At 53.1% G+C, this 19,771-nt stretch carries 16 protein-coding genes and 1 riboswitch; of the genes, 5 read left to right on the top strand and 11 right to left on the bottom strand.

The genetic code is table 11. The features are described 5' to 3' along the window. Window positions 1-151: 151 nt before the first annotated feature. Window positions 152-778 carry a DUF8692 domain-containing protein gene (locus tag OSC10802_RS57205; RefSeq protein WP_026098566.1) on the top strand — a complete coding sequence of 209 codons (627 nt, stop codon included), beginning with the start codon at window positions 152-154 and terminating at the stop codon, window positions 776-778. Window positions 779-951: 173 nt separating this feature from the next. On the opposite strand, the gene OSC10802_RS40610 is transcribed toward OSC10802_RS57205, so the two are convergent. Genes OSC10802_RS40610 through OSC10802_RS44495 form a run of 3 tightly spaced genes read right to left on the bottom strand, consistent with a single transcriptional unit; the run spans window position 952 to window position 2,502 of the window. Then, window positions 952-1,794 (bottom strand): pentapeptide repeat-containing protein, encoded by an 843-nt coding sequence (locus OSC10802_RS40610; RefSeq protein ID WP_017717967.1) that lies wholly within the window; start codon window positions 1,792-1,794, stop codon window positions 952-954. Window positions 1,795-1,797: 3 nt separating this feature from the next. After that, entirely contained in the window at window positions 1,798-2,304 is a 507-nt protein-coding gene (locus tag OSC10802_RS44500) for a serine/threonine protein kinase (protein ID WP_017717966.1), read from the bottom strand. Between the two features lie 9 nt (window positions 2,305-2,313). After that, window positions 2,314-2,502 carry a hypothetical protein gene (locus OSC10802_RS44495; RefSeq protein ID WP_017717965.1) on the bottom strand — a complete coding sequence of 63 codons (189 nt, stop codon included), beginning with the start codon at window positions 2,500-2,502 and terminating at the stop codon, window positions 2,314-2,316. 475 nt (window positions 2,503-2,977) lie between these two features. Here OSC10802_RS44495 and OSC10802_RS0116965 point away from each other — a divergent pair, with 475 nt between their 5' ends. Beyond that, on the top strand, window positions 2,978-4,420 hold the full coding sequence (locus OSC10802_RS0116965) for a hypothetical protein (protein WP_017717964.1): 1,443 nt from the start codon (window positions 2,978-2,980) through the stop codon (window positions 4,418-4,420). 162 nt (window positions 4,421-4,582) lie between these two features. On the opposite strand, the gene OSC10802_RS0116960 is transcribed toward OSC10802_RS0116965, so the two are convergent. From OSC10802_RS0116960 to OSC10802_RS50130, 8 genes are all read right to left on the bottom strand, one after another. Next, window positions 4,583-5,152 (bottom strand): Uma2 family endonuclease, encoded by a 570-nt coding sequence (locus OSC10802_RS0116960; protein ID WP_017717963.1) that lies wholly within the window; start codon window positions 5,150-5,152, stop codon window positions 4,583-4,585. 247 nt (window positions 5,153-5,399) lie between these two features. Further along, window positions 5,400-7,502, bottom strand: a complete 2,103-nt coding sequence (locus tag OSC10802_RS0116955; protein ID WP_017717962.1) for a serine/threonine-protein kinase — start codon at window positions 7,500-7,502, stop codon at window positions 5,400-5,402. Between the two features lie 154 nt (window positions 7,503-7,656). After that, window positions 7,657-8,901, bottom strand: a complete 1,245-nt coding sequence (codA, locus tag OSC10802_RS0116950) for a cytosine deaminase (protein ID WP_026098565.1) — start codon at window positions 8,899-8,901, stop codon at window positions 7,657-7,659. 128 nt (window positions 8,902-9,029) lie between these two features. Further along, on the bottom strand, window positions 9,030-9,314 hold the full coding sequence (locus OSC10802_RS0116945; protein WP_155967961.1) for a hypothetical protein: 285 nt from the start codon (window positions 9,312-9,314) through the stop codon (window positions 9,030-9,032). Between the two features lie 138 nt (window positions 9,315-9,452). Continuing rightward, window positions 9,453-9,635, bottom strand: a complete 183-nt coding sequence (locus OSC10802_RS50140) for a hypothetical protein (protein ID WP_155967958.1) — start codon at window positions 9,633-9,635, stop codon at window positions 9,453-9,455. 178 nt (window positions 9,636-9,813) lie between these two features. Further along, window positions 9,814-11,595, bottom strand: a complete 1,782-nt coding sequence (locus OSC10802_RS53060; RefSeq protein WP_198525142.1) for a serine/threonine-protein kinase — start codon at window positions 11,593-11,595, stop codon at window positions 9,814-9,816. Window positions 11,596-12,428: 833 nt separating this feature from the next. Further along, window positions 12,429-14,219, bottom strand: a complete 1,791-nt coding sequence (locus OSC10802_RS40595; RefSeq protein WP_017717957.1) for a tetratricopeptide repeat protein — start codon at window positions 14,217-14,219, stop codon at window positions 12,429-12,431. Between the two features lie 596 nt (window positions 14,220-14,815). After that, window positions 14,816-14,977 carry a hypothetical protein gene (locus tag OSC10802_RS50130; RefSeq protein WP_017717956.1) on the bottom strand — a complete coding sequence of 54 codons (162 nt, stop codon included), beginning with the start codon at window positions 14,975-14,977 and terminating at the stop codon, window positions 14,816-14,818. 35 nt (window positions 14,978-15,012) lie between these two features. Continuing rightward, window positions 15,013-15,106: riboswitch (Glutamine riboswitch) on the bottom strand. Between the two features lie 298 nt (window positions 15,107-15,404). On the opposite strand from OSC10802_RS50130, the gene OSC10802_RS40590 reads away from it, so the two are divergent. The 3 genes from OSC10802_RS40590 to OSC10802_RS40585 form a co-directional block, all read left to right on the top strand. Next, the gene (locus OSC10802_RS40590; RefSeq protein ID WP_017717954.1) at window positions 15,405-16,184 is read left to right on the top strand and encodes a hypothetical protein; all 780 of its coding nucleotides are present in this window, start codon (window positions 15,405-15,407) and stop codon (window positions 16,182-16,184) included. Between the two features lie 129 nt (window positions 16,185-16,313). Then, window positions 16,314-16,781, top strand: coding sequence for an SsrA-binding protein SmpB (gene smpB, locus OSC10802_RS0116910; RefSeq protein WP_017717953.1), 468 nt, complete (start codon window positions 16,314-16,316; stop codon window positions 16,779-16,781). A 582-nt stretch (window positions 16,782-17,363) separates the two neighbouring features. Continuing rightward, on the top strand, window positions 17,364-19,771 hold a 2,408-nt coding region (locus OSC10802_RS40585; protein ID WP_044170154.1), incomplete at its 3' end, for a DUF4114 domain-containing protein.

Raw genomic sequence — 19,771 nt, 5'->3', positions numbered from 1 at the left:
GTAATTGATAATCCGAATGCTTCGCCCTCACCAGGGGAGTTTCAAAAACCGGATGCTCCCGTGTGGTATGATATGTGTGGTTGAAGTTTTGGCAACAATCAATTAATCTGAACAGACTCTCTTGAATTTGACAGTAAATCGTCGAGACTATATGAAAAATTCCCGACTTTTTATTCTGGTAAATGCTTTATCTCTCCTGTCCGTAGGGGGGATAGTTGTCTGCATAAAGTCCTTGGGGCAACCTTTAGAAGAATTATTTAAGCCCCCAGTAGCAGGTTCTTATATTGAGGAAAGATTATTAACATATATCTTTCAACTATTGTGTTCTGTACCTGTGGTAGTTTGTGGGTTTACCTGGGGCTTACTTAGAACGAGGGAACCCCGATCTAAACAAACTCTATTTATTTTTTGTTCAGGATTAATAACGGGTGGGTATCTCTTAGATGAAATCTTCCGCATTCACGTTTTCTTGGAACGATCTGGTGTTTCTAAGCTAATGTTTGTCTCGCTTTACCCCCTTGCGATTATCGGCTACGCCTTATTTTTCAAAAGAGAATTACAGGCCACACCTTACAGGTTGCTATTTGCTAGCATCACGTTATTTTTTATAGCGTTAGCAGTAGACCAGAGCCATTTATCGGGATCAGTTCCTAGTCTCCTAGAAGGTATCACCAAGTTGTTCAGCGAGATAAATATTGCACTCTATTTTTGGTACATATGTCAGCAAGCCGTAATGCGAGCGCTTGCGTCGTCCCCCGAAAAGCCAGATAATGCCTGATGGCCAGAAACAGGGTTTCGTTTCTGTTACCAAGAAACCCTGTTTCTCTGACCGGCCTATTTTATTGACATACCCTGGTGAGGGCGAAGCATGAGGATTATCAATTGCTGGTTTTGACGCCTGAGATTATTCGCCCTCATGCTCGCCCCTACATAATCGGGATGCTCACTCTATTAACGATCCGCTCGCTCAGATATTATCTTTCGCTCCAGGGGAGTGTTATTGAGATTGGCATCTTTCAAGTTGGCATCTTTCAAATTAGTTCGCGCCACCAAAGCACCCTTGAGGTTAGCACCTACCAAACTAGCACTCTCCAGATTAGCACCCCCCAGGTTGGCATCGGGGAGGTTCGCACTCTCCAGGTTAGCATTCTTCAAGTTAGCAGCCTCCAGGTTAGCGCTCAGCAACAGGGCACCCTGCAAATTCGCCTCTTCCAGGTTAGCATAACCCAGGTTAGCAGCCTGCAGGTTTGAACCCTCTAAACTGGCACCCTTGAGATTAGCACCCTCCAAATTAGCCTCCTTGAAAAAATTATCTCCGAGAACAGCACCCCCCAGGTTAGCGTTCTTGAGGTTAGCACCCCTGAAATTGGCACTTTCCAGATTGGCACCCTTGAAGTAAGCATCTCCGAGAACCGCTCCCGCCAGATTGGCACCGGCGAGGTTGGCATCCATCAGGTAAGCCGCCTCCAGATTGGCACCCTTGAGGTTGGCACCGGCTAAGTTAGCACCCGCCAGGTTGGCACTTTTCAAGTTAGCACCGGCCAGGTTAACATTCTCCAAATCGCAGTTTGGACAGTTTCGCGTTTCTATTAGCTGTTTTACAACACTGTTGTGTGGGTTAGAGATGAAATTGGTTCCGGTAGTGGCGAAAGCGCCAATCGCGACCGTAATCACAGCAGCAGCTAGCGCCTTCAGTGTTGTGCCACTTTCTGGTAGTTTAACCTGAATTGGCTTCAGTGCTTTCAAGGCAGAAATAGCATTAGGATAGCGCTCGTTGACATTGCCGGCCACCATCTTTTACAGCCAGGAAATAAAGCGCGGATTTAGTTGAGGCAGCAGCCCTTTGAAATTTAAGCGATAGCTACTATCCACAAACTTTCCAATATCAGCACTGCTGGTGCCGGTGAGCAGGCAAATTAGCGTCGCTCCTAAACTGTAGAGGTCTGAGGTCAAGCTCGGAGAAGGATTGAACTGCTGCTCCGGCGGCATGAACCCCGGGATGCCGGTGGCTTTACCGCCCCCAATCCTGTCCAAACCCCAATCCACCAGATAAGCATTCAGATCGTAATCAATCAAGACATTCTCTGGTTTAATGTTGCCGTGGATAAATGGCGGGACGCGCTTTTGCATGTCGGCCAATATTTCCAAAATAGACATGATGATTGGCTTGATTCTTTCCGGTGGCAAGCTGTGTATCTCAGCTAAAGATGGTGCTTTCTTATAGTCGCGCACCAGGCAAAAACCCTGCTTAGTTTCAAAAAACTCCAGGCAAGAAATGAGGCGGGGGTGCTTTATATCTTGCATGATTTGTATCTAGCTTTGATAAGCTTTTACTCCCAAAACACTAGAATCCGCTATAGCAAAGCGAAATTCTTTGATAACAACCAGCTGGTCCCGGTTAAATGCCGTAGCTAGGTAGGTAATGCGCCCCCGTTCCGGGTTGCGTGCCAGTTCTAGTTTGACTTGATAGCCTTCTTCAGAAAAGTCTGGATAGATGCTCATAACCCTGATATATTGACTTCGCTGTGATGCACTGTCTGAAACAATCGCCCTTTGCAGCAACTGCTACCTACTATCTTCTCACATCCCTGTCAACGCCCGAAAGCATTATTTACATTTATTCACAATTATTTAACAATAGGGCCAAACATATTACATATCTTTATTTTTTTTGACAAACGGCGAGCCGTTCCCCTGGGGGAGGGGTGCTGGCCCGACGCCCGGGCCAAGGACAGCTGGGGTCTGTGCCAGAGGGGAGGCCAGTGCTGCCGGTGAAGCGATCGGCCCAACCGGTATCCATCCTGGGAAAGATTATAAGCTATTACGCTTTTAATCTGCTTATTTTAGAAACGAGGCAGCAGCCCCCCAGAGGCGCGTTCCCTGAAATATCCTGGGAACAAGGCAACTTTCATTCACCTATATTTAGGTTCTCTTAATATGATAGCAATAAGTAATAAATTGTGTCAAGGAAGCTATCATGGGCAAACGCTGGATTTTTGCAGGGGTGCTTGTCGCCCTGCTGTTAGGCGGGCTGGGGGTCTGGCTTTTCACGCTGCAGCAAAAGCCACAAGGGCCATTTTCGCTGCCGGCATCAGCGCTAAAAGAACCCTGGCCGGTGCGAGCCGGTCTGCGCACTGCCACGATTCGCGATAAAATTCCAACAGTAGATCGGGTTATTGTCGTTCCCGACGGCGCGACATTTCTAGCCGCGATAGGGCAGTGGAGTCTGGAAGGTCGCTGGCCGATTTTAATAGAAGATGACACCTACACGCCGATGTTTATTGAGCGTTTCAAGCCGGCGGAAGTGATTCGCATGCCGGCAGTCAAAGAACCCTTGCCAGAGGGCGACACTCTGCGCCAGTCCATGCGGCGTGCGGCAGCAGCGGCGTGGGGCGCAACCGATGTCAAATCGCTGAAAGAAACGTGGCACCGGCTCGGTTGGGAACCGCCAGGAGCTGTGATCGCATGGGAAAAAGACCCCGTGTGGCCGGCGGCAGTGGCTTTAGCTGCAGATCGGGGGGAGCCTTTAGGGTTTTTGGGAGGCAATTTTGGACTGCCCAACGACACCCTGAATACCGAAAGGTGGGAGCGCCTGAAAGACAGCGTTGAGCGGGTGGTGAGAGAGACCGGCTATTCCTATGACACTCTCGGCGATTCCATCGATACTGTTACCATTGTGCGCCGGCTGCCGGTGAAATATCAATCCCCTAAAAAAGCCGGCGAACAGTTCGCCGTAACTGACGGCTTAGCCCGCCACGGCGATGGCAAGCGCTGGGCAGTAGTTGGCTGGATTTACGGCTCGCAAGCGCGTGCGGTGTATCAAGCCATGTGCGCGATATTTCTGGAACCTAAAACAGCGATGCTTTACAGCAGCTATCCAAAGGAAGGCTCCTGGAAGGAATATGAGATGAACGAAGCAGCCGCTCAGTTCAGGGAGATAAGTTTGGATGTTAAAATGGTAGAAAGACCTGAAGCCAACCTGGAAAAGTGGCGCAGTTTGGCCAGCAGCAAATGGGAGTACGATTTAATATTTGTTAACTCTAGCGGCGATAAGCTATCATTCAACGTGGGGGAGGGTCAAGCTGTGGTGGCGGATATTCCAAAAATCAAATTTCCCGCAGCAATTCACTTCATTCACAGTTGGTCCGCCACCGAACCCGAAGACCCAAACACCGTTGGCGGGAGATGGTTAGAGAATGGCGCGTATGCGTATGTTGGCAGTGTCAACGAGCCCTATTTATCTGCCTTTATCCCGCCGAAACTGTTGGTCAAGCGCCTGCTGCGCTCCTCCCCATTTCTGATTTCCGCTCGCCAGCTGGAATCACCGCCCTGGAAAGTTACCACAGTAGGAGATCCGCTGATGATTGTTGCTAAACCCAGGCAGAGGATTGCGCCGGCATCCCGCCCGATTCAGAAATAAGTTTGGCGTGCGTTACGCTCGGGTGCCGAAGATTTGGGCCAATACACCCTGGCGATTGGAAATCGCAGCTATACAAACAAAGTCCGCCTGCGCGGACTTTTGAAGTAATTGTAGGGGGCGAAGTCCAATAGCGTAACGCACCCAGACAAATCGATTAACCGATTAACCCAGCCCCAAAACATCTTCATAAATTACAGCAATCGGACAGCGAAAGTCAACAGAAGCCAAGTGTACTTCTTCCCCTTCGCTGTAGGGGTACAGTTCCCAGCGCCCCTCAGAATTGCGGCGGAAACACTCCACACTCAGCCGGTCTTGACTGACTAGCACATATTCCTGTAGAGTTTCTATCGTTCGGTAATCGGCAAATTTGTCCCCTCTGTCAAAAGCAGCCGTCCAAGGGGAAAGCACCTCAACAATTAAGCGCGGGTAGCGCTTGAAATCTTCAGGAGTTCTATCCCGCTCATCACAAGTCACCATCACATCGGGATAGTAAAAGCTATTGGCTCGCTCAATCCGAACTTTCATGTCGCTTGTGTAGGTGCGACAGCCAGTACCCCGAACATGGTTTCTCAGGAGGCTTACTAAGTTGACAGCAAGGGTCACATGGGCGTCGCTCGCCCCCGCCATTGCGTAGATTTCGCCTTGCCGGTACTCGTGTTTGATGGGGCTTACCCTCTCTCCTTCTAAATAGTCTTCCGGAGAGAAGTAGTCATAGCTTTTGCTTACTGCCATAGTCGCTCACTTTAATGCGCACCAGATATATTATAACCCAACTTGCTACTTAAGGAGGCAGAGCCTCCTTTCACGGCGTTCCCAGGCAGAGCCTGGGAACGAGGGGAATGGCCCAGAAACCCGGTTTCTTTAAGAAACCGCGTTTCTCAGTACCTCACTAATATGAGAAACGCAAGAAATGAGCGAGCCCATTCCCCCACCGGCACCCGCTGCCGGTGAGCGGAATCAGCCGCACAAAAGTCTGCCGTCACACTTCTTTTTTGCCTTCTTTGTTGCCCTCTCGCTTCAACTTTTCCGCTTCCAGCAGACGCAGCGCCTTCTTTTGAGCCTGAATGGCGTCTCGGAAATCCGGCTTTAACTCAACCGCCCTATCATAAGAAGCAACCGCATCTTCATAGCGATTCAACTCCACCAGTGCGTTCCCACGGCTGTACCAAGCCTCCCAGAGCTCTGGCTGGATTTGCAGCGCACTGTCATAAGAGGCGACGGCTCGCTCATATCGCTTCAAATTATATTCCGCGTTGCCTTTATTATACCAAATCTGGAAGTCATTCTTCCGCAAATTGATAGCGCGGTCATAGGCGTTAATCGCTTCCTCGTACCGGCGCAACTGATGGAGCGCCGATCCCATACTGTTCCAGGCTTCGTAAAAGTCCGGCTTGTAGCGAACCGCTTTCTCATACGACTCAACCGCCTCTTTGTGCCGGCGCAAATTCCCCAGCGCATTCCCCCGACTGTACCAAGCTTGATAGTGAGATGGCTTTAAGCGAATCGCCCTGTCATAGGACTCAACCGCCTTTTTGTAACGCTCCAACTTGAGAAGCGAATTGCCTCTACTGTACCAAGCGCTATCGTAATCCGACTTTAACTCAACCGCTCTATCATAAGAAGCGACCGCCTGTTCGTACTGTTGCAAATTGTGTAGCGCCCAGCCGCGACTGTACCAAGCTCGATCGTAATCCGGCTTTAATTCCACCGCCCTGTCATAAGAAGATATCGCCTCTTCATATCGCGGCAAATTCAGCAGCGCATCGCCTCGCTCCTTCCAAGCTTCTGCGGAGTCCGGCTGGATTTTTAACGCCTGATCGAAGGAAGCAACCGCCTCTTCGTACCGCTTGCTGGCGTCCAGCACGCCTCCCCGCCCCGTCCAGGCTTCCACATAGTCCGGCTGGATTTGAATCGCCTTCTCGTAAGCGTCGAGCGCTTCGGAGTGACGCTTTAAATTATACAGGATATTGCCCTGTTCTTTCCAAGCTTCAGCGTAGTCCGGTCTAATTTTAATCGCTTTTTGGTAAGCGGCGAGGGCTTCTTCATACCGCTTTAAATTATACAGGGTATTGCCCCGGTTATATAAATCAGTCGCGTTAGAGGAATTGAGGGCTCTGGCCAGAAAAAACGACGCAGCAACCCCGATTCCAAGTAAGCCGGTGGAGAGGAAAACCTTTAACAGGAGCGAGCCAGATTTTTTCGGCTGAGCCGGCGCAGGTTTGGCCACCGGCACTGTGGCGGGAGTAACAGTGACAGTGGGGGCTTTCAACGCTTCGATCGCTCGCAGCGCTTCCGCCGCTGACGCATAGCGCTCGCGGAAATCATACCGAACCATTTTGTCCAAAACTCTTGCTAGCTCAGGGCTGACAGATGCTCGGTTATGCCAGATAATTTCTTCTGTAGCGGGATCGGTTGGAAGCTGGTTGGGAAGCAAGCCGGTGAGGGCTTGAATTCCAATTATCCCCACCGCGTAAATATCGCTGCTGAGTTTGGGATTCCCGTGAGCTTGCTCGCTGGGCATATAACCGGGCGTGCCAATGATAACACTCAAGCGCGTCTGCCCTTGAGGATTGCTTATCTGGGTGGCCACCTGTTTGACCGCCCCAAAATCAATTAAAACCAACCGGCCATCTCTGTCGCGGCGGATGATATTTCGGGGATTGATATCCCGGTGAATGACATTCTGCCGGTGGACAAATTCCAAGACTTCCAGAATGTCTCGCAGAAGGGAGATAACCTCACCCTCACCCAGCGGGTTCCCCTGAGTTAGTTCCTGACTCAGCTCTCGACCTTCAATAAATTCCTGCACCAGATAGAATTCTTGATTTTCCTCAAAGTAAGCCAGAAGTTGGGGAATCCGGTCGTGACTTCCTAATTTGTGCAAGACTTGCGCTTCGGTATCGAATAAACGTCTCGCTATCTGCAAAGTTGCCGGATCGCTCGCCACCGGCAAAAGTTTCTTAACGGCGCAGCGGTGGGAACCGGGTAGCTGCCGGTCTTCAGCGAGATAGGTTTGACCAAATCCCCCGCCCCCCAAATGGCTGGTGATGTGGTAGCGCCCACCCAGTACGGTTTGCAGCATGAAATTTATCCAGTCTCGTGGTAGTTGGTTTGTTTGCGATTCGCCCTATGGCCTCCGTTCGGTACTTATTATATCACTGCCGGTGACACTTGTGACTTTACTCTCGGAAAGCCAGAAACCGGGTTTCTTCTCTAGAAACCCGGTTTCTTGTGACTTAGCGCCACTTCGTCACCGGCACCTCTGTCTCAACTAACAGCTTACCCCGCGAAATCACATAAACAACTGTCGGGCGGCGGCGAATAGCATCATACCGGCTCTCCGCATCCAAAACAATCAAAGACGCCGGTTTCCCCACCTCAATTCCGTAATTCTCCAGCTGCAGCGTGCGCGCGCCGTGACTCGTCACCATATCATAACAGGCATCAATTTCCGCCACGCCGGTCATCTGGCAAACGTGCACCGCCATATAAGCCACATCCAGCATATTGCCGGTGCCCAAACTGTACCAGGGATCTCGCACGCAATCGTGCCCCAACGATACATTCAGCCCCCGCTGCCACAACTCCTTCACCCGCGTTACCCCCCGGCGTTTCGGATAAGTGTCCGTCCGCCCCTGCAGCGTAATATTAATCAGGGGATTGGCAATAAAATTGATTTGAGAGCGCTCCAATAGCCCCATCAATTTGTAAGCGTAGGCGCTATTGTACGAGCCAAACGCCGTCGTGTGGCTGGCGGTGACTCGCGCCCCCATGCCGGTGCGAATCGCGCCAGCCGCCACAACTTCCAAAAACCGCGACTGCTCGTCGTCAATTTCATCGCAGTGAATATCAATCAGCCTGTCATATTTCTCAGCTAATTCAAAGATGCGGTGAACCGAGCGCACCCCATCTTCCCGCGTGAATTCATAATGCGGAATGCCGCCCACCGCATCCGCCCCCATCTCCAGAGCTTTTTCCAGCAGCGCCTCATTCTCGGGTTTGCCATAAATCCCATCTTGAGGGAACGCCACCACTTGCACGGAAATCCAGTCTTTAACTTCCTCCCGCACTTCCAGCAAACCTTGCAGCGCCGTCAGGCTGGATTCGCTCACATCCGCATGAGTGCGAACAAACAAAACCCCTTGAGACGCTTGCAGCTTCAGGGTTTCTATAGCACGTTTTTTAACATCTGTCAAGCTTAAACTTTGCTTGCGCTCCGCCCAAATTTCAATCCCTTCAAACAGCGTGCCGCTGGCATTCAGTCGGGGCTCACCGGCACTCAAAGCCGAATCCAGATGAATGTGCGACTCCACAAAGGGGGGGCTGGCCAGCTTGCCCCCAACACTGATTTCCATATCAGCCGGCTCGCCGAGCTGGGGCGCAATCGCCGCAATCCAGCCATCTTTAATGGCAATATCAACCACCTCGCCGGTGAGCAGCCGGCACTCCCGGAGGAGTAAATCGTAGGGCTTCTGGGACATAAAAGCGCAATCGTATAAGCAGGCCGACATAAACATAACATGGCCTTATCCCATAAATCAAAAGCTCCGCCCTCCCCAAACGCGGTAGGGCGCACCGGCGCACCGGCTACTTTTTCCTAGTAAACCTCTTACGCCAGCAGGTAATTTTGAAAATACTCCCAGTGTTCGTCCAGACAGTGGGATCTCAAGATATCCAAGGCTTTCGGCGTCAGCACCAATTTCCCGTCAGGAGTGGAGAAACAGCAGTGGTCCTCTCCCGAACCCGCCTCAGCCAGCACCTGTTTCATTGTTTTGACGGCTAAACAGAGGCTGACCGTGAAGTTGTAATCAGATATCCATTCCTTGACATCTGGGAGTGCTGAAACCGCACTTTTTTCACTGTGTAAGAGTTTTCCAAGCGTATTGTGACCCATTTGCATACCTGACCTGTTCGGCAAACCTGTAACCCAAACATTTTTTACCACGTTCATTTTCTATTCTACCGCAGATTGTCTCTGTGATTCTACTCCACCTCGATCCGTGATAAATTTTTGGACTAGGCGTGATCTGTATCACTGAAGGATTGACAAAATCATGGCACTGTGCGCTCCGCACCCGCCCTGAGCCACCCCCACCAGCTGCCGGTCGGGCATCTCCCTTCGGATAGAGGGGGAGCGGGAACGGCGCTTCCCTCCGGTGTGGGGCGCTGCCGGCAAAGGTAGGGCGGGTTCGGCGTCACCGATTGCTCGCTGCATGAGATGCTCCCTCTAAAAGCGCCTTGCGGCTTCGCCTTTTCTTAGAGCGTTTTTCATCAAGCGTGAGGTACTGAGAAACCCGGTTTCTCAAAAAAACCGGGTTTCTTATCCGCACTTCATCCCACTGAAAACCCCTAGCTCGATAAACCCGCCCCCACTCCGCTCAGGGGGAACATTTTTAAGGATTCAGCTTGCCCTTTAAAGATTGGCTCCCACTGATGTTCCGCTTTTGGGCCTGAAGCGCCAATTGATAGTCCGCATTGAATTGCAGCGCTTTGCTATACGAAACAGCCGCCTCTTCCAAGCGCTGCAATTTCTCTAAGACTGCGCCCCTGCTGTGCCATGTAATTGGGTTGTTTGGGTCGAGTTCTAGCGACTTATCATAAGAAAGGAGCGCTTCCTGATAGCGACCTATTTTCCGCAGCGTTAAGCCCCGTTGCCGCCAAGCATTTTCGCACTTCGGCTTCAGGGAGATCGCTCTGTCAAAGGAGGCGAGCGCTTCGTCATAACGGCGCAACGCATCTAAAAGCCGGCCTCGCTCCTGCCAAGTCACGGCATCCTTTGGGTCGAATTGCAGCGACTTGTTATAAGAGGCGAGCGCGTCCTGATAGCGGCCTAATTTTTCCAGCGTGAAGCCCCGGTTATGCCATGCCGTATCGTAGTTCGGCTTGATTTGCAGCGCTTTGTCGTAAGCTTGGATCGCATCAGAATAGCGTTCCAAGTCGTCAAGCGCGTAGCCGCGCCGGTGCCACGCCTCCGCATAATTTGGCTTCAGGTTTAACGCCCTGTCACAGGCGAAAAGCGCTTCTTGGGGGTGCTGCAAATTCGTGAGCGCATAGCACCGGCCATACCAAGCTTCCGCAGAGCTGTCGCTGACTTTCAGCGCCTGGTTATAAGCCGCCAAGGCGTCAGAGTAGCGCTGCCTGTCGCGAAGCAAATCTCCTCGTTTCACCCATTCAGCCGCCCCAGTTTTCGCAGCCGGTGGCGGGGTAGATGCCGGCGAACTCAGCGTGGAAGGGGGCCGCACATCAATTCGCACAGAGGGCAACATCCCAAAAATCGCGCAGACAGCAGAGAGTGCGCCGGCGATAGCTGCCGGCTTAACCAGCGGCACCCCCCGAAAAGAAGGGTATCGAGAGCTCTTGACCTGAATCGGCTGGAGCGCTTCCAGTGCTGTCGCCGCGTCGGGATAGCGATCTTTAGCGCTGGGAGCTACCATTTTTTCCAGCCAGTGAACAAAACGCCGGTTCAGTTTGGGGAGTAGGTGTTTGAAATTAAAGCCACAGGTGTCGTTAATTAGGTTTCCGATATCTGCCGATGCCGTGCCGGTGAGGATGCAAATCAGCGTCGCCCCTAAACTGTACAGGTCTGACGCCGCTGTTAGCGAGCGGTTGAACAGCTGCTCTGGCGGCATGAAACCTAAGGTGCCGGCGGCGACACTGCTGGTGGCAACTCCCCCGCTACTAATCCTGGCCAAACCAAAATCCACCAGGTAAACTTGGGTCTGCCCGCCAGGATCGCCCTCTGACAGTAAGATATTCTCTGGTTTAATATCCCGGTGAATTACTAGCGGAATGCGATTTTGCAGGTAGGCCAAAATTTCTAATACTGACACAGCAATGTGCTTGATTTCATCCGCAGCAAAACTGTGCCGGTCGGCGAGAGAGAAAGCCGATTTATATTCCTGCACCAGGCAAAACCCTGATGCGGTTTCAAACGAGTTCAGGTAGCTGGGGATACCCGCGTGATTTAGCTCTCTGAGAATTTGAATCTCGCGCTGGTACGCTTTAAAGCCCGCCCAGCTGGCACCGGCTTCCGTGAAGCAGAACTGTTTAATTACAACCTGCCGGTCGCCAGTGATGTCAATCGCCTGGTAAGTAATACGACCGCCCTCACGGTTGCGTCCCAGTTCCTGAATGACTTGATAGCCGTGGCTAGAAAAGTCTGGAAAGTGGCTCATTATCCAATCGTGTGCCAAAATTTTCTGGGTTTGGACAGGAGTGCTGTTGTCGCAGTTGCCTAGCAGATCCACTACCCTGATTGTGAGCCGTTCCAATAAACCCGCTCACTCCCACGAAAACGGGCTTCTACGCTTCTGGTTTCTTCTCGCGCCCACTTACTTTTCTGTTTACCCTGCTGGCCTTCGTCATACCGGCACCTGCCCTGTCAGCATCCGTCAGGTTCCCACTTTCTATTCTGACATTTCTTGGATTCTTGCGCACGCTCTTCACCGCCCTCCCGCCAGAGCCGCACTCGCATCCGTTTTATTACTTTACCATCAAAACCGGAGGCTGCCCCACAGCACAATTCCTCCACACCGCTGCAAATGCCACCTCTTTTCCGACTGGCACACCCCCATTTTATATACATTACCCAAACGGATATCTTTAAACCCAAACAAATTCTTGGGGCGGTCAAGTTTGCTTGCCTCCCTCCCCCTACAGGAAATCTTAATGCAAAAAGCCCTTAATTATATCATCAGTTGTTCATGGACCGGCTTTCTTTCCCCCTCTCCCCCTCAGACGATCTGCCTTACCTCAGTTGCGGAGTGTGCCGGCGAGAAAGGGTGCGGCGGGCCCAAAAATTAATAAGTTTTGGACTCGCCGGCACTTCTGGGGCACCCGACTTGCGGGCAGGGCAACCGGGGAGCATCAAGGGTTGTGCAAAGAAGCCGAAATAAATGCGACAATCATTTCAGCAGGCGGCAGGAGAGGCATATTTTTGGCCAGCTGAATCCCGGCAACGGGATTGAAACACGGGATTGAAACAAACACGGGATTGAAAAACCGAACGTCATGATGACTCTCCGAGCCTGCTCATCACCCGCTGGCAGTTCTGAATCGCTTCCTGGCAGTCGGGCTTAAGTTCCATCGCGATCGAATAAGAACTGGCCGCCTCTTTATAGCGCTGTAACAATTCCAGCAGTTCGCCGCGCCTCAACCAAGCTTCGTACTGACCGGGCATCAGCTGAATCGCCCGGTCAAAGTTAGCCAAAGCCTCGGTGTAGCGCTGCATTTCACTCAACACCTTGCCGCGCCGCAGCCAAAAAGCGCCGTTTTCTGGCCCAATGCCCAGAGCTTCGTCATAGGTGGCCAGGGCGTCGGCGTGCCGCTGCATTTGCTCCAGGGCGTAGCCGCGTTTCAGCCGAGCTTCCACGTCCTTCGGGCGAATGACAATTAATGTGTCATAGGCGGCGGTGGCCTCTTCATACCGCTGCATCTGCTCGAGCACCTGACCGCGTTTCAGCCAAGCCCGATAGGCCACACCCAAGTCATCCGGGTGCAGCTGAATAATTTTGTCATAAGCGGCAATCGCTTCTGCGTAGCGCTGCAGCTGCTCCAGCGCCTCGCCCCGCCCAAACCAAGCCTCAGAGAAGTCGGGTTGCAGCTGAATGGCATTGCTGTAGGCAATGATCGCATCCTTGTGCCGGCGCAATCCGCACAGCGCCTTCCCGCGCCCCAACCAGGCATCCGGCCATTTCGGATTGAGTTTAGTCGCCCGGTCAAAAGAAGCCAGCGCCGCTGCGTGCTGTCCCGATTCCGCCAGCGCCACACCCCGCCCGTGCCACCCCAGCGGGATATCGGACTGCAGTTCAATCGCCTTGTCCAAGCAAGCGATAGCCGCTTCATACCACTGGTGCTTCAGGGCCATCCCTTTGTGATACCAGGCCGCGTAGGCATCCGGCTGCAGTATAATCGCTCTGTCGTAGGAGCTGACCGCATCCGTATACCGCTCCAGCTGCTCCAGAGCCAGCCCTCGCTGAATCCAAGCCTCCAAGCTGCTCGGGTTCAGTTGCAGCGCTCGCTCACAAGCCGCCACCGCTGCGTCGTATCGCTTCAAAACCGCCAGCGTCATGCCGTAGTTGAGCCAAGTCTCAAAGTTATCCCCCTTGAGGCGAAGCGCTCGCTCGTAAGCGTCAGCTGCCGGTGAGAACTGTTGCAGGTGCTGGAGCATGCGCCCTCGGTGGTGCCAAACCGCGTGCGAGGAAGGCATCAGCTGGCAGGCTTTGCCATAAGCCTCAGCCGCAGCAGGGTGCTGTTGCAGCGCCTCAAACGACCGGCCCTGGTAATACCAGGCTTCATCCCGTTTCGGATCGATTTGAATGCCTTGATCCAGAGAGGCCAGCGCCGCTTCATACTCCTGCAAGTGGTAGAGGCACTTCCCTCGCAATGTCCAGCTAATGCCGTCGTCCGGCTTCAGTTGCAGCGCTCTGTCAAAGGCTGAGATCGCCTCGGAGTGCCGGTGCAGCTTTTCCAGCGCCTTGCCCATCTGCAGCCAAGCCGCATGCAGCTCGGGCTTGAGTTGAATCGCTTTTTCGTAAGCGGCAACCGCCAGCTCGTAGTTGCCTTTTCTGTACCACTTGTTACCGGCCTGACAGTCGGAGGCTCCTGTCCGGAATGTAGAAAAAATTGAACTGGTAAAGCCAATCAATCGCTCTAGAGGTCCCTCAGAGTCCCTCAGTTGCCTCTCCCGCCGTCTGTCTCTGCGGCTGTCTTTGCTGGAAGATCGGCTGGCAGAGTGGCTGGCACTTGAGGGGTGCGGCTTTGGCTGGCGTTGGTCTGCGATCTGGGCGGAGTTAGACATAGACGCTGGACTCTGGGGCTGACGCTATCACAACAGGGAAGTTTTTTATCATCATATCGTTACCGCTGCCTCGGGCACGCCGCCTGCACGGAACGGCGTGCCGCGCGCTCCCATTCATAATCCCCCTCGCCAAGCTCGTAACCCAGAGAATTTTTCCCTCGCACGCTCGCCTCCCCTCGCTCGCCTCCCCTCGCTCGCCTCCCCTTCCCGCCTGTCGGGCCAGGAAAGCGTCCCTGGACCCCTAACGAGGGGATATAGCAGTAGCCAGTTAGATTAGGACATTAGATTAAGAGGCCCGGCGAACGCCGTACCTACGCCTTTTCTCCCTAGGCCACTGATGTCCGTGCCCAATTGCCGGCTGCTCTAAAGATGGATAGCGCAGATTCAGCTGAGTGCGAGCTTATCAGTTTTCTGGACTTCCCTTCTCGCTCCGAGCGCAGTCCAGCAAAAAAAACACCCCCTCAGGGGGTGTGAGTACAGATGAGTTTTCTTAGGACATCCCGCTGGTTGCTCAGCGGTAAACTGTAAGGCCACGATCGGACATTCTTGCCAAAACTCGCAAATCGCTTCCTATCGGGTTCCTGGAGCTGGAAACCTTAGAGAGCCAGTCCAATCTCGGCTGCAGCCCGGCTCAACAGCGAACGCTGGCGATTTTGAGTGGCCAGCTGCCGGTTGTGCATCAGAGAGCGAGCCTTCTCTTCGGCAGACAGCACCGGCAGGGTGTCTTCGTAGTTGGTTCCGCTATTTGTCAGTTGCATGGTTTTCGCCTCCTAATCAGCGTGTGGTGAGTTGAGGCGCGTTCCTTCGGGATGGAATGACTCCCTACTTCCGTCTCTCCTGTGTCTCGGGCCAGCTGTCGGCCCGCCCCCACCTGAGAGATGAACGATTTCTTTTCTGTATTCATTGTTACTGTTTTTTAGGCAGTTGTCAAGGTTTTTACAAAAATTTACATAAAGGTCAGAGTTTCGGGGCCGGCGGCGGGGGTGTGGCCACCGGCGGAGACGGCCCGGCTTCCAGACCGCCCCGCTTTTTGTCCTTTGCGCCAAGCAACTCACACAGCGCCAAACCCGTCCAAATAGCACACGAGCCGGTGAAACCCCAGAAACCCGGTTTCTCCAAGAAACCGGGTTTCTAGACGAGCAGCGGCGGGGCAATATTCTTCAACGCCCAAACCAAACAGGCACCATGATGCGAAATCGGATTTTAGCCAGTTTACTGATCGCAGGCACCAGCCTCACCCTCACGGGCCCAACCGGCGCGAGCCTCCCGCAGAAGGCCAAGCTGCATGCGCCGGCAGCAGGGATTGAAACATTCCAGCCGGCTTTTTTGGCGCAGCGCTCCTCCCGAAACAGCATAGAAGGCAGCTGGAAAATTAGCGAAGGCAAGGCTCCCAACGGAGACAGGTACACCGGCACCGCAGACATTCAAGCCATCAGCCGCAGCAGCGACGCCAATCTCTACAGCGTCTCGTGGAACACCTCTGAGGGCGAATTCTCAGGGCTGGCCTTTCTGGAGGATGACCGCCTATTTGTCGGCTGGGCACCCCAAGGAAAGACATACGGAGTCGCCGTGTACCGCATCAACTCAGACGGCACCCTGGACGGAAAGTGGACTTACAGCGGAGGCAGGGGACAAATCGGCGAGGAAACAGCCACCGGCGGCAGATCCGGCAGAGTCGAGGGCAACTACGAAGTGAAGGGCAGAGATTCCGGCGGGGAATACAATGGATCTCTAAGGATTCGCCGGTCGGATGACACCTACGAACTCACCTGGACAGTAGACCGCACCACCTATCGCGGCGTTGGGCTGCGTTCTGGGGACTGGCTCGCTGTCGGGTGGGGACCCCAGGATGATTTCGGAGTCACCGATTACCGGATTCGAGACAGCGAAGCCAACGGTCGCTGGGCAATTCCAGGTGAGTCCGATCTGGGCGTCGATAACCTCACCCGCCAGCGCAGAAATTAGAAATTACCGATTGTAGGGGCGGCCCCCCGTGGCCGCCCCTGCGCCCCCGGCCACCGTCTCAGACTGCCCTTGAGCTCTCGCTCGCCAGCTACCAATAGTTAAACTAAAGTTACAAACACCAAACTAATTATGGCACAAAAAAGCGAAGGAATTAAAATAGTTAGCGATAACCGGCAAGCCCGTTTCCTATACGAAATCCTAGACACTTACGAAGCAGGCATAGAACTCAAAGGCACAGAAGTCAAATCGATTCGGGAAGGCAAAGTCAACCTGCGAGATGGCTACGTCCTGATTCGCAATGGAGAAGCCTGGCTGATTAACGCCCACATTTCGCCCTACGGCACAGCCAGCGAATACTTCAACCACGACCCCCGCCGCACCCGCAGACTGCTGATGCACAAGCAAGAAATTCGCAAGCTGATTGGCAAAGTCGAGCAGCAGGGATTAACCTTGGTTCCCTTGAAAATGTACCTGAAGCGCGGCTGGGTAAAAATTGAAGTCGCCCTCGGCAAAGGCAAGAAGCTGCACGACAAGCGCGAAGATGAGCGCCGGCGGGAAGACAAGCGCGAGATGGAGCGGGCCATGAAGCGGTATTAGACAGGTGTCAGGTGCGCTGCGGCGCACCCCGCAGCAGAGAGACTTGTGGCGGTGTGCTGTCTTGAGGGCCATCTCCTACTGGCCCGGGCCACAGGTGGGGCCAACCGCAAGAAGGGCAGCCACAACAGCCGCCGGCATCTGGTTAACTAAAAATACTCATTGACACCGGCACCTTTTGGGTGTTAAGCAGCAGTGTGCCGGCTGGCATGGCGGGCGGCTATAGAAATTTCTAATAATTCCGCTTAATAATTATTTAATTTTTTAATAATTCCGCCCTCAGGCGTGCTAAAAACGCTCCCTCAGGGGGTGCGGAGGGGGTGCCGGTGCGGGGCATCTTTCTAAGTTACGGCTGTTTAATCATAACAAATCCCGGGGCTTCAGGCGAGCCTCGGCAAATATTAGAAATACTAATCAAAAAGAGAAATCATTAAAATCCCAGGGTCAGAGGGGGAGAGCGCAGAAGTTTGACAGCCAAAAAAAAACTCGCTACAGTAAAAAACAAGTCAGCCGCTCCCGACAGGTGTGACGGAGAGATTCGTGCTACGAGGGGTGATGGTGTGCAGTTTACAGGTCAGGTGAGTGATGTCCGACTTCAACATTGGCTCCCTAGAAAGCAGCGAAACATATATCGGCAATATATTGAGTGCCGAACCAACAGACATTTACCGGCTTACTCTGGACGCACCGGGCAGTTTCAGTCTGTCTCTGGGCGAATTGAGCGCCGATGCCGATATAAAATTGCTGGACAGCACCGGCTCTGTACTGCGCACATCATCTAATAGCGGAACAAGTCCAGAAGTGATTAATGCCGATGCCTTAATTGCGGGGGACTACTCGATTGAAATCTCTCGGGTGAGCGGCGACACAGATTATATTCTGGAGGTGAGTCCCAAAACCAACACTGACCCGCTCACAGGTCAGCCCCTAGCCCCCAGCAGTAACAGCCCCTTTGAGTTGGGAGTGTTTAAAGTAGGCCCAACCGGTAAAGTCGATATAAGTTATCTATTTGATGGCGGCTTCTATGAGGGAGAGGTAGGCATCTTTAAGTTGGAGGGGATGCCGGCTTTCCTGAACGATTACAGTGCCTTTGCCAAAGAAGCCGCGCGGCGGGCGCTGAGTAATTCTTCAGAGGGGCATGCCGTCATCTCGGACTTCACAGAAGGCGCTAAGTTGGCCGGGGTTTTGGGGGCTGAGCCGCAAAATTGGAATAAGGGGACATACCAGGGCGTCAAGACAGTATATATGAATCCGGGGGATGAGTTTGGGATTATTTTAGCCCCCCGGAATAAGATACAGGATGTCTTTAACAATCCGGCACTGACCGGCTTGCGGCCCCTGTTCTCATTAGCGACAGCTGACCCCAGAGATGCTTTCAATTCTGGGCAGATAGCTGATGTCACCGGCAAGGGGTATGCTTTTGCTTTTGAAGATATGCAGGTGAATGCCGGTGCGGATAGAGATTACAACGATGTGATGTTTCAGGTCGCCGGTGCGACGGGCACAGCCCCATCGGTAAATAATGTAATTGTACCATCCCTAGACTGGCGCGGGACAGTTTTGGGGGGACAAATTTTAGATGAAATCAATTCAGCCGACACCGAACCGCCAGAAATTGCGGCATATCTAGAGAACGATACGGGTGAGGACACTGCAGATGGGATTACCTCTGACCCGGCGATTGTCGGTACTGCGATCGATGTCAGTGGGATTTTCAGCTTGCGTGCCGGTTTTGAAGGGATGCCGGTGGAGCGCTTTACTGAGATTGCCAGCCGGCTCAACGAGGATGGAACATTTTCATTAGACCGAAATGCTTTAGAGGAAATATTTGGCGGTTCGCTGTCAGAGGGAAGTCACACCCTTTATTTGCGGGCGATAGATGAATATGGCAATGTGTCGGGGTTTGAGGGGATTCGCTTCACCCTTGTGCCGGCGACCAATGATTCAGGCAGTCTGGACAGTGAAGTACAATTTAGTGTGGAACTCGCCCAACTCTATGGGCTAGATCCCTATCCCGATGCGATTTCTCTGCCGGTTGGGGGGACGCGGCAATTATCGGTGAAAGTAAACGAATTGCCCAATTCGCCTGACTTAAATACTGATGAGTCGGGGACGCGATATGAGGTGAGTGACCCCTCAGTTTTGAGCGTGAGTGAGGATGGGTTAGTTACCGCATTGAAGTCGGGGGACGCCACTGTAACGGTTAGCAACGGTTCAGCGGTGGAAGTTATTCCAATCCGGGTGCAAAATCCGCAGCTTGGACCGGCAACTTTGGGAGCGGATGGGGGTGTGGTGCGAGCTTCTGATGGCTCGATGGTAATGGTGGCTCCTGGCGCTCTAGAGGAGAACACAACTGTCAGCTTGACTCCGCTGAGTCGGGAGGATTTATCGCTTCCTGTGCCAGAAGGATTCGAGATTGCCGGTGCGTTCAATTTAGATGCTGGGGATGACCCGATGAAGGTGCCGGCGCAGCTGGCCATTCCCGCACCGGCAGGTTTGCCGGAGGGAACTCAAGTCTTCTTCATGCGAGAAGGGGCACTGCCAGATGCTCAAGGCACTTGGAACCCAACTTGGCTGATAGAAGAGACGGGTGTGGTGTCTGGCGGAACTATCCGGACCTCTTCGCCGCCGTTTAATGGAATCGGTTTCAGCGGCACATATACTATAGGGTTTATTCCGTCTCCTGGATATCTTCCAGCCGCCTCGGAACTCGCCTCACTGGCGGCAGCTACTGAGGCAGTCAGACTCGCTACTAACCTCAGCTTAGAAACCACCTATTTGGCAGCCCGACTGGGTTTTGTGGGAATAATCGCAGCAACAACCACTCAATTTGTCGCGACAGCCTTATTCCTCGCGTACTTGGCTAAATATCTGCAATCCGACTCGCTGGAGGTGATCGCAATTCCTAAGGTCGGACTGCCGGTTGTTAACACAGCGGGTGTCGAGCTGAACCCAGAGGGGATTCCGTCCTTCAAGGCAGTTTTGAACGCACC

This window comes from Kamptonema formosum PCC 10802 (assembly GCF_000332335.1).
Lineage (GTDB): Bacteria > Cyanobacteriota > Cyanobacteriia > Cyanobacteriales > Oscillatoriaceae > Oscillatoria.
Note: the sequence above shows the minus strand (reverse complement) of the source record. Positions and strands in the feature narration are given on the sequence as shown.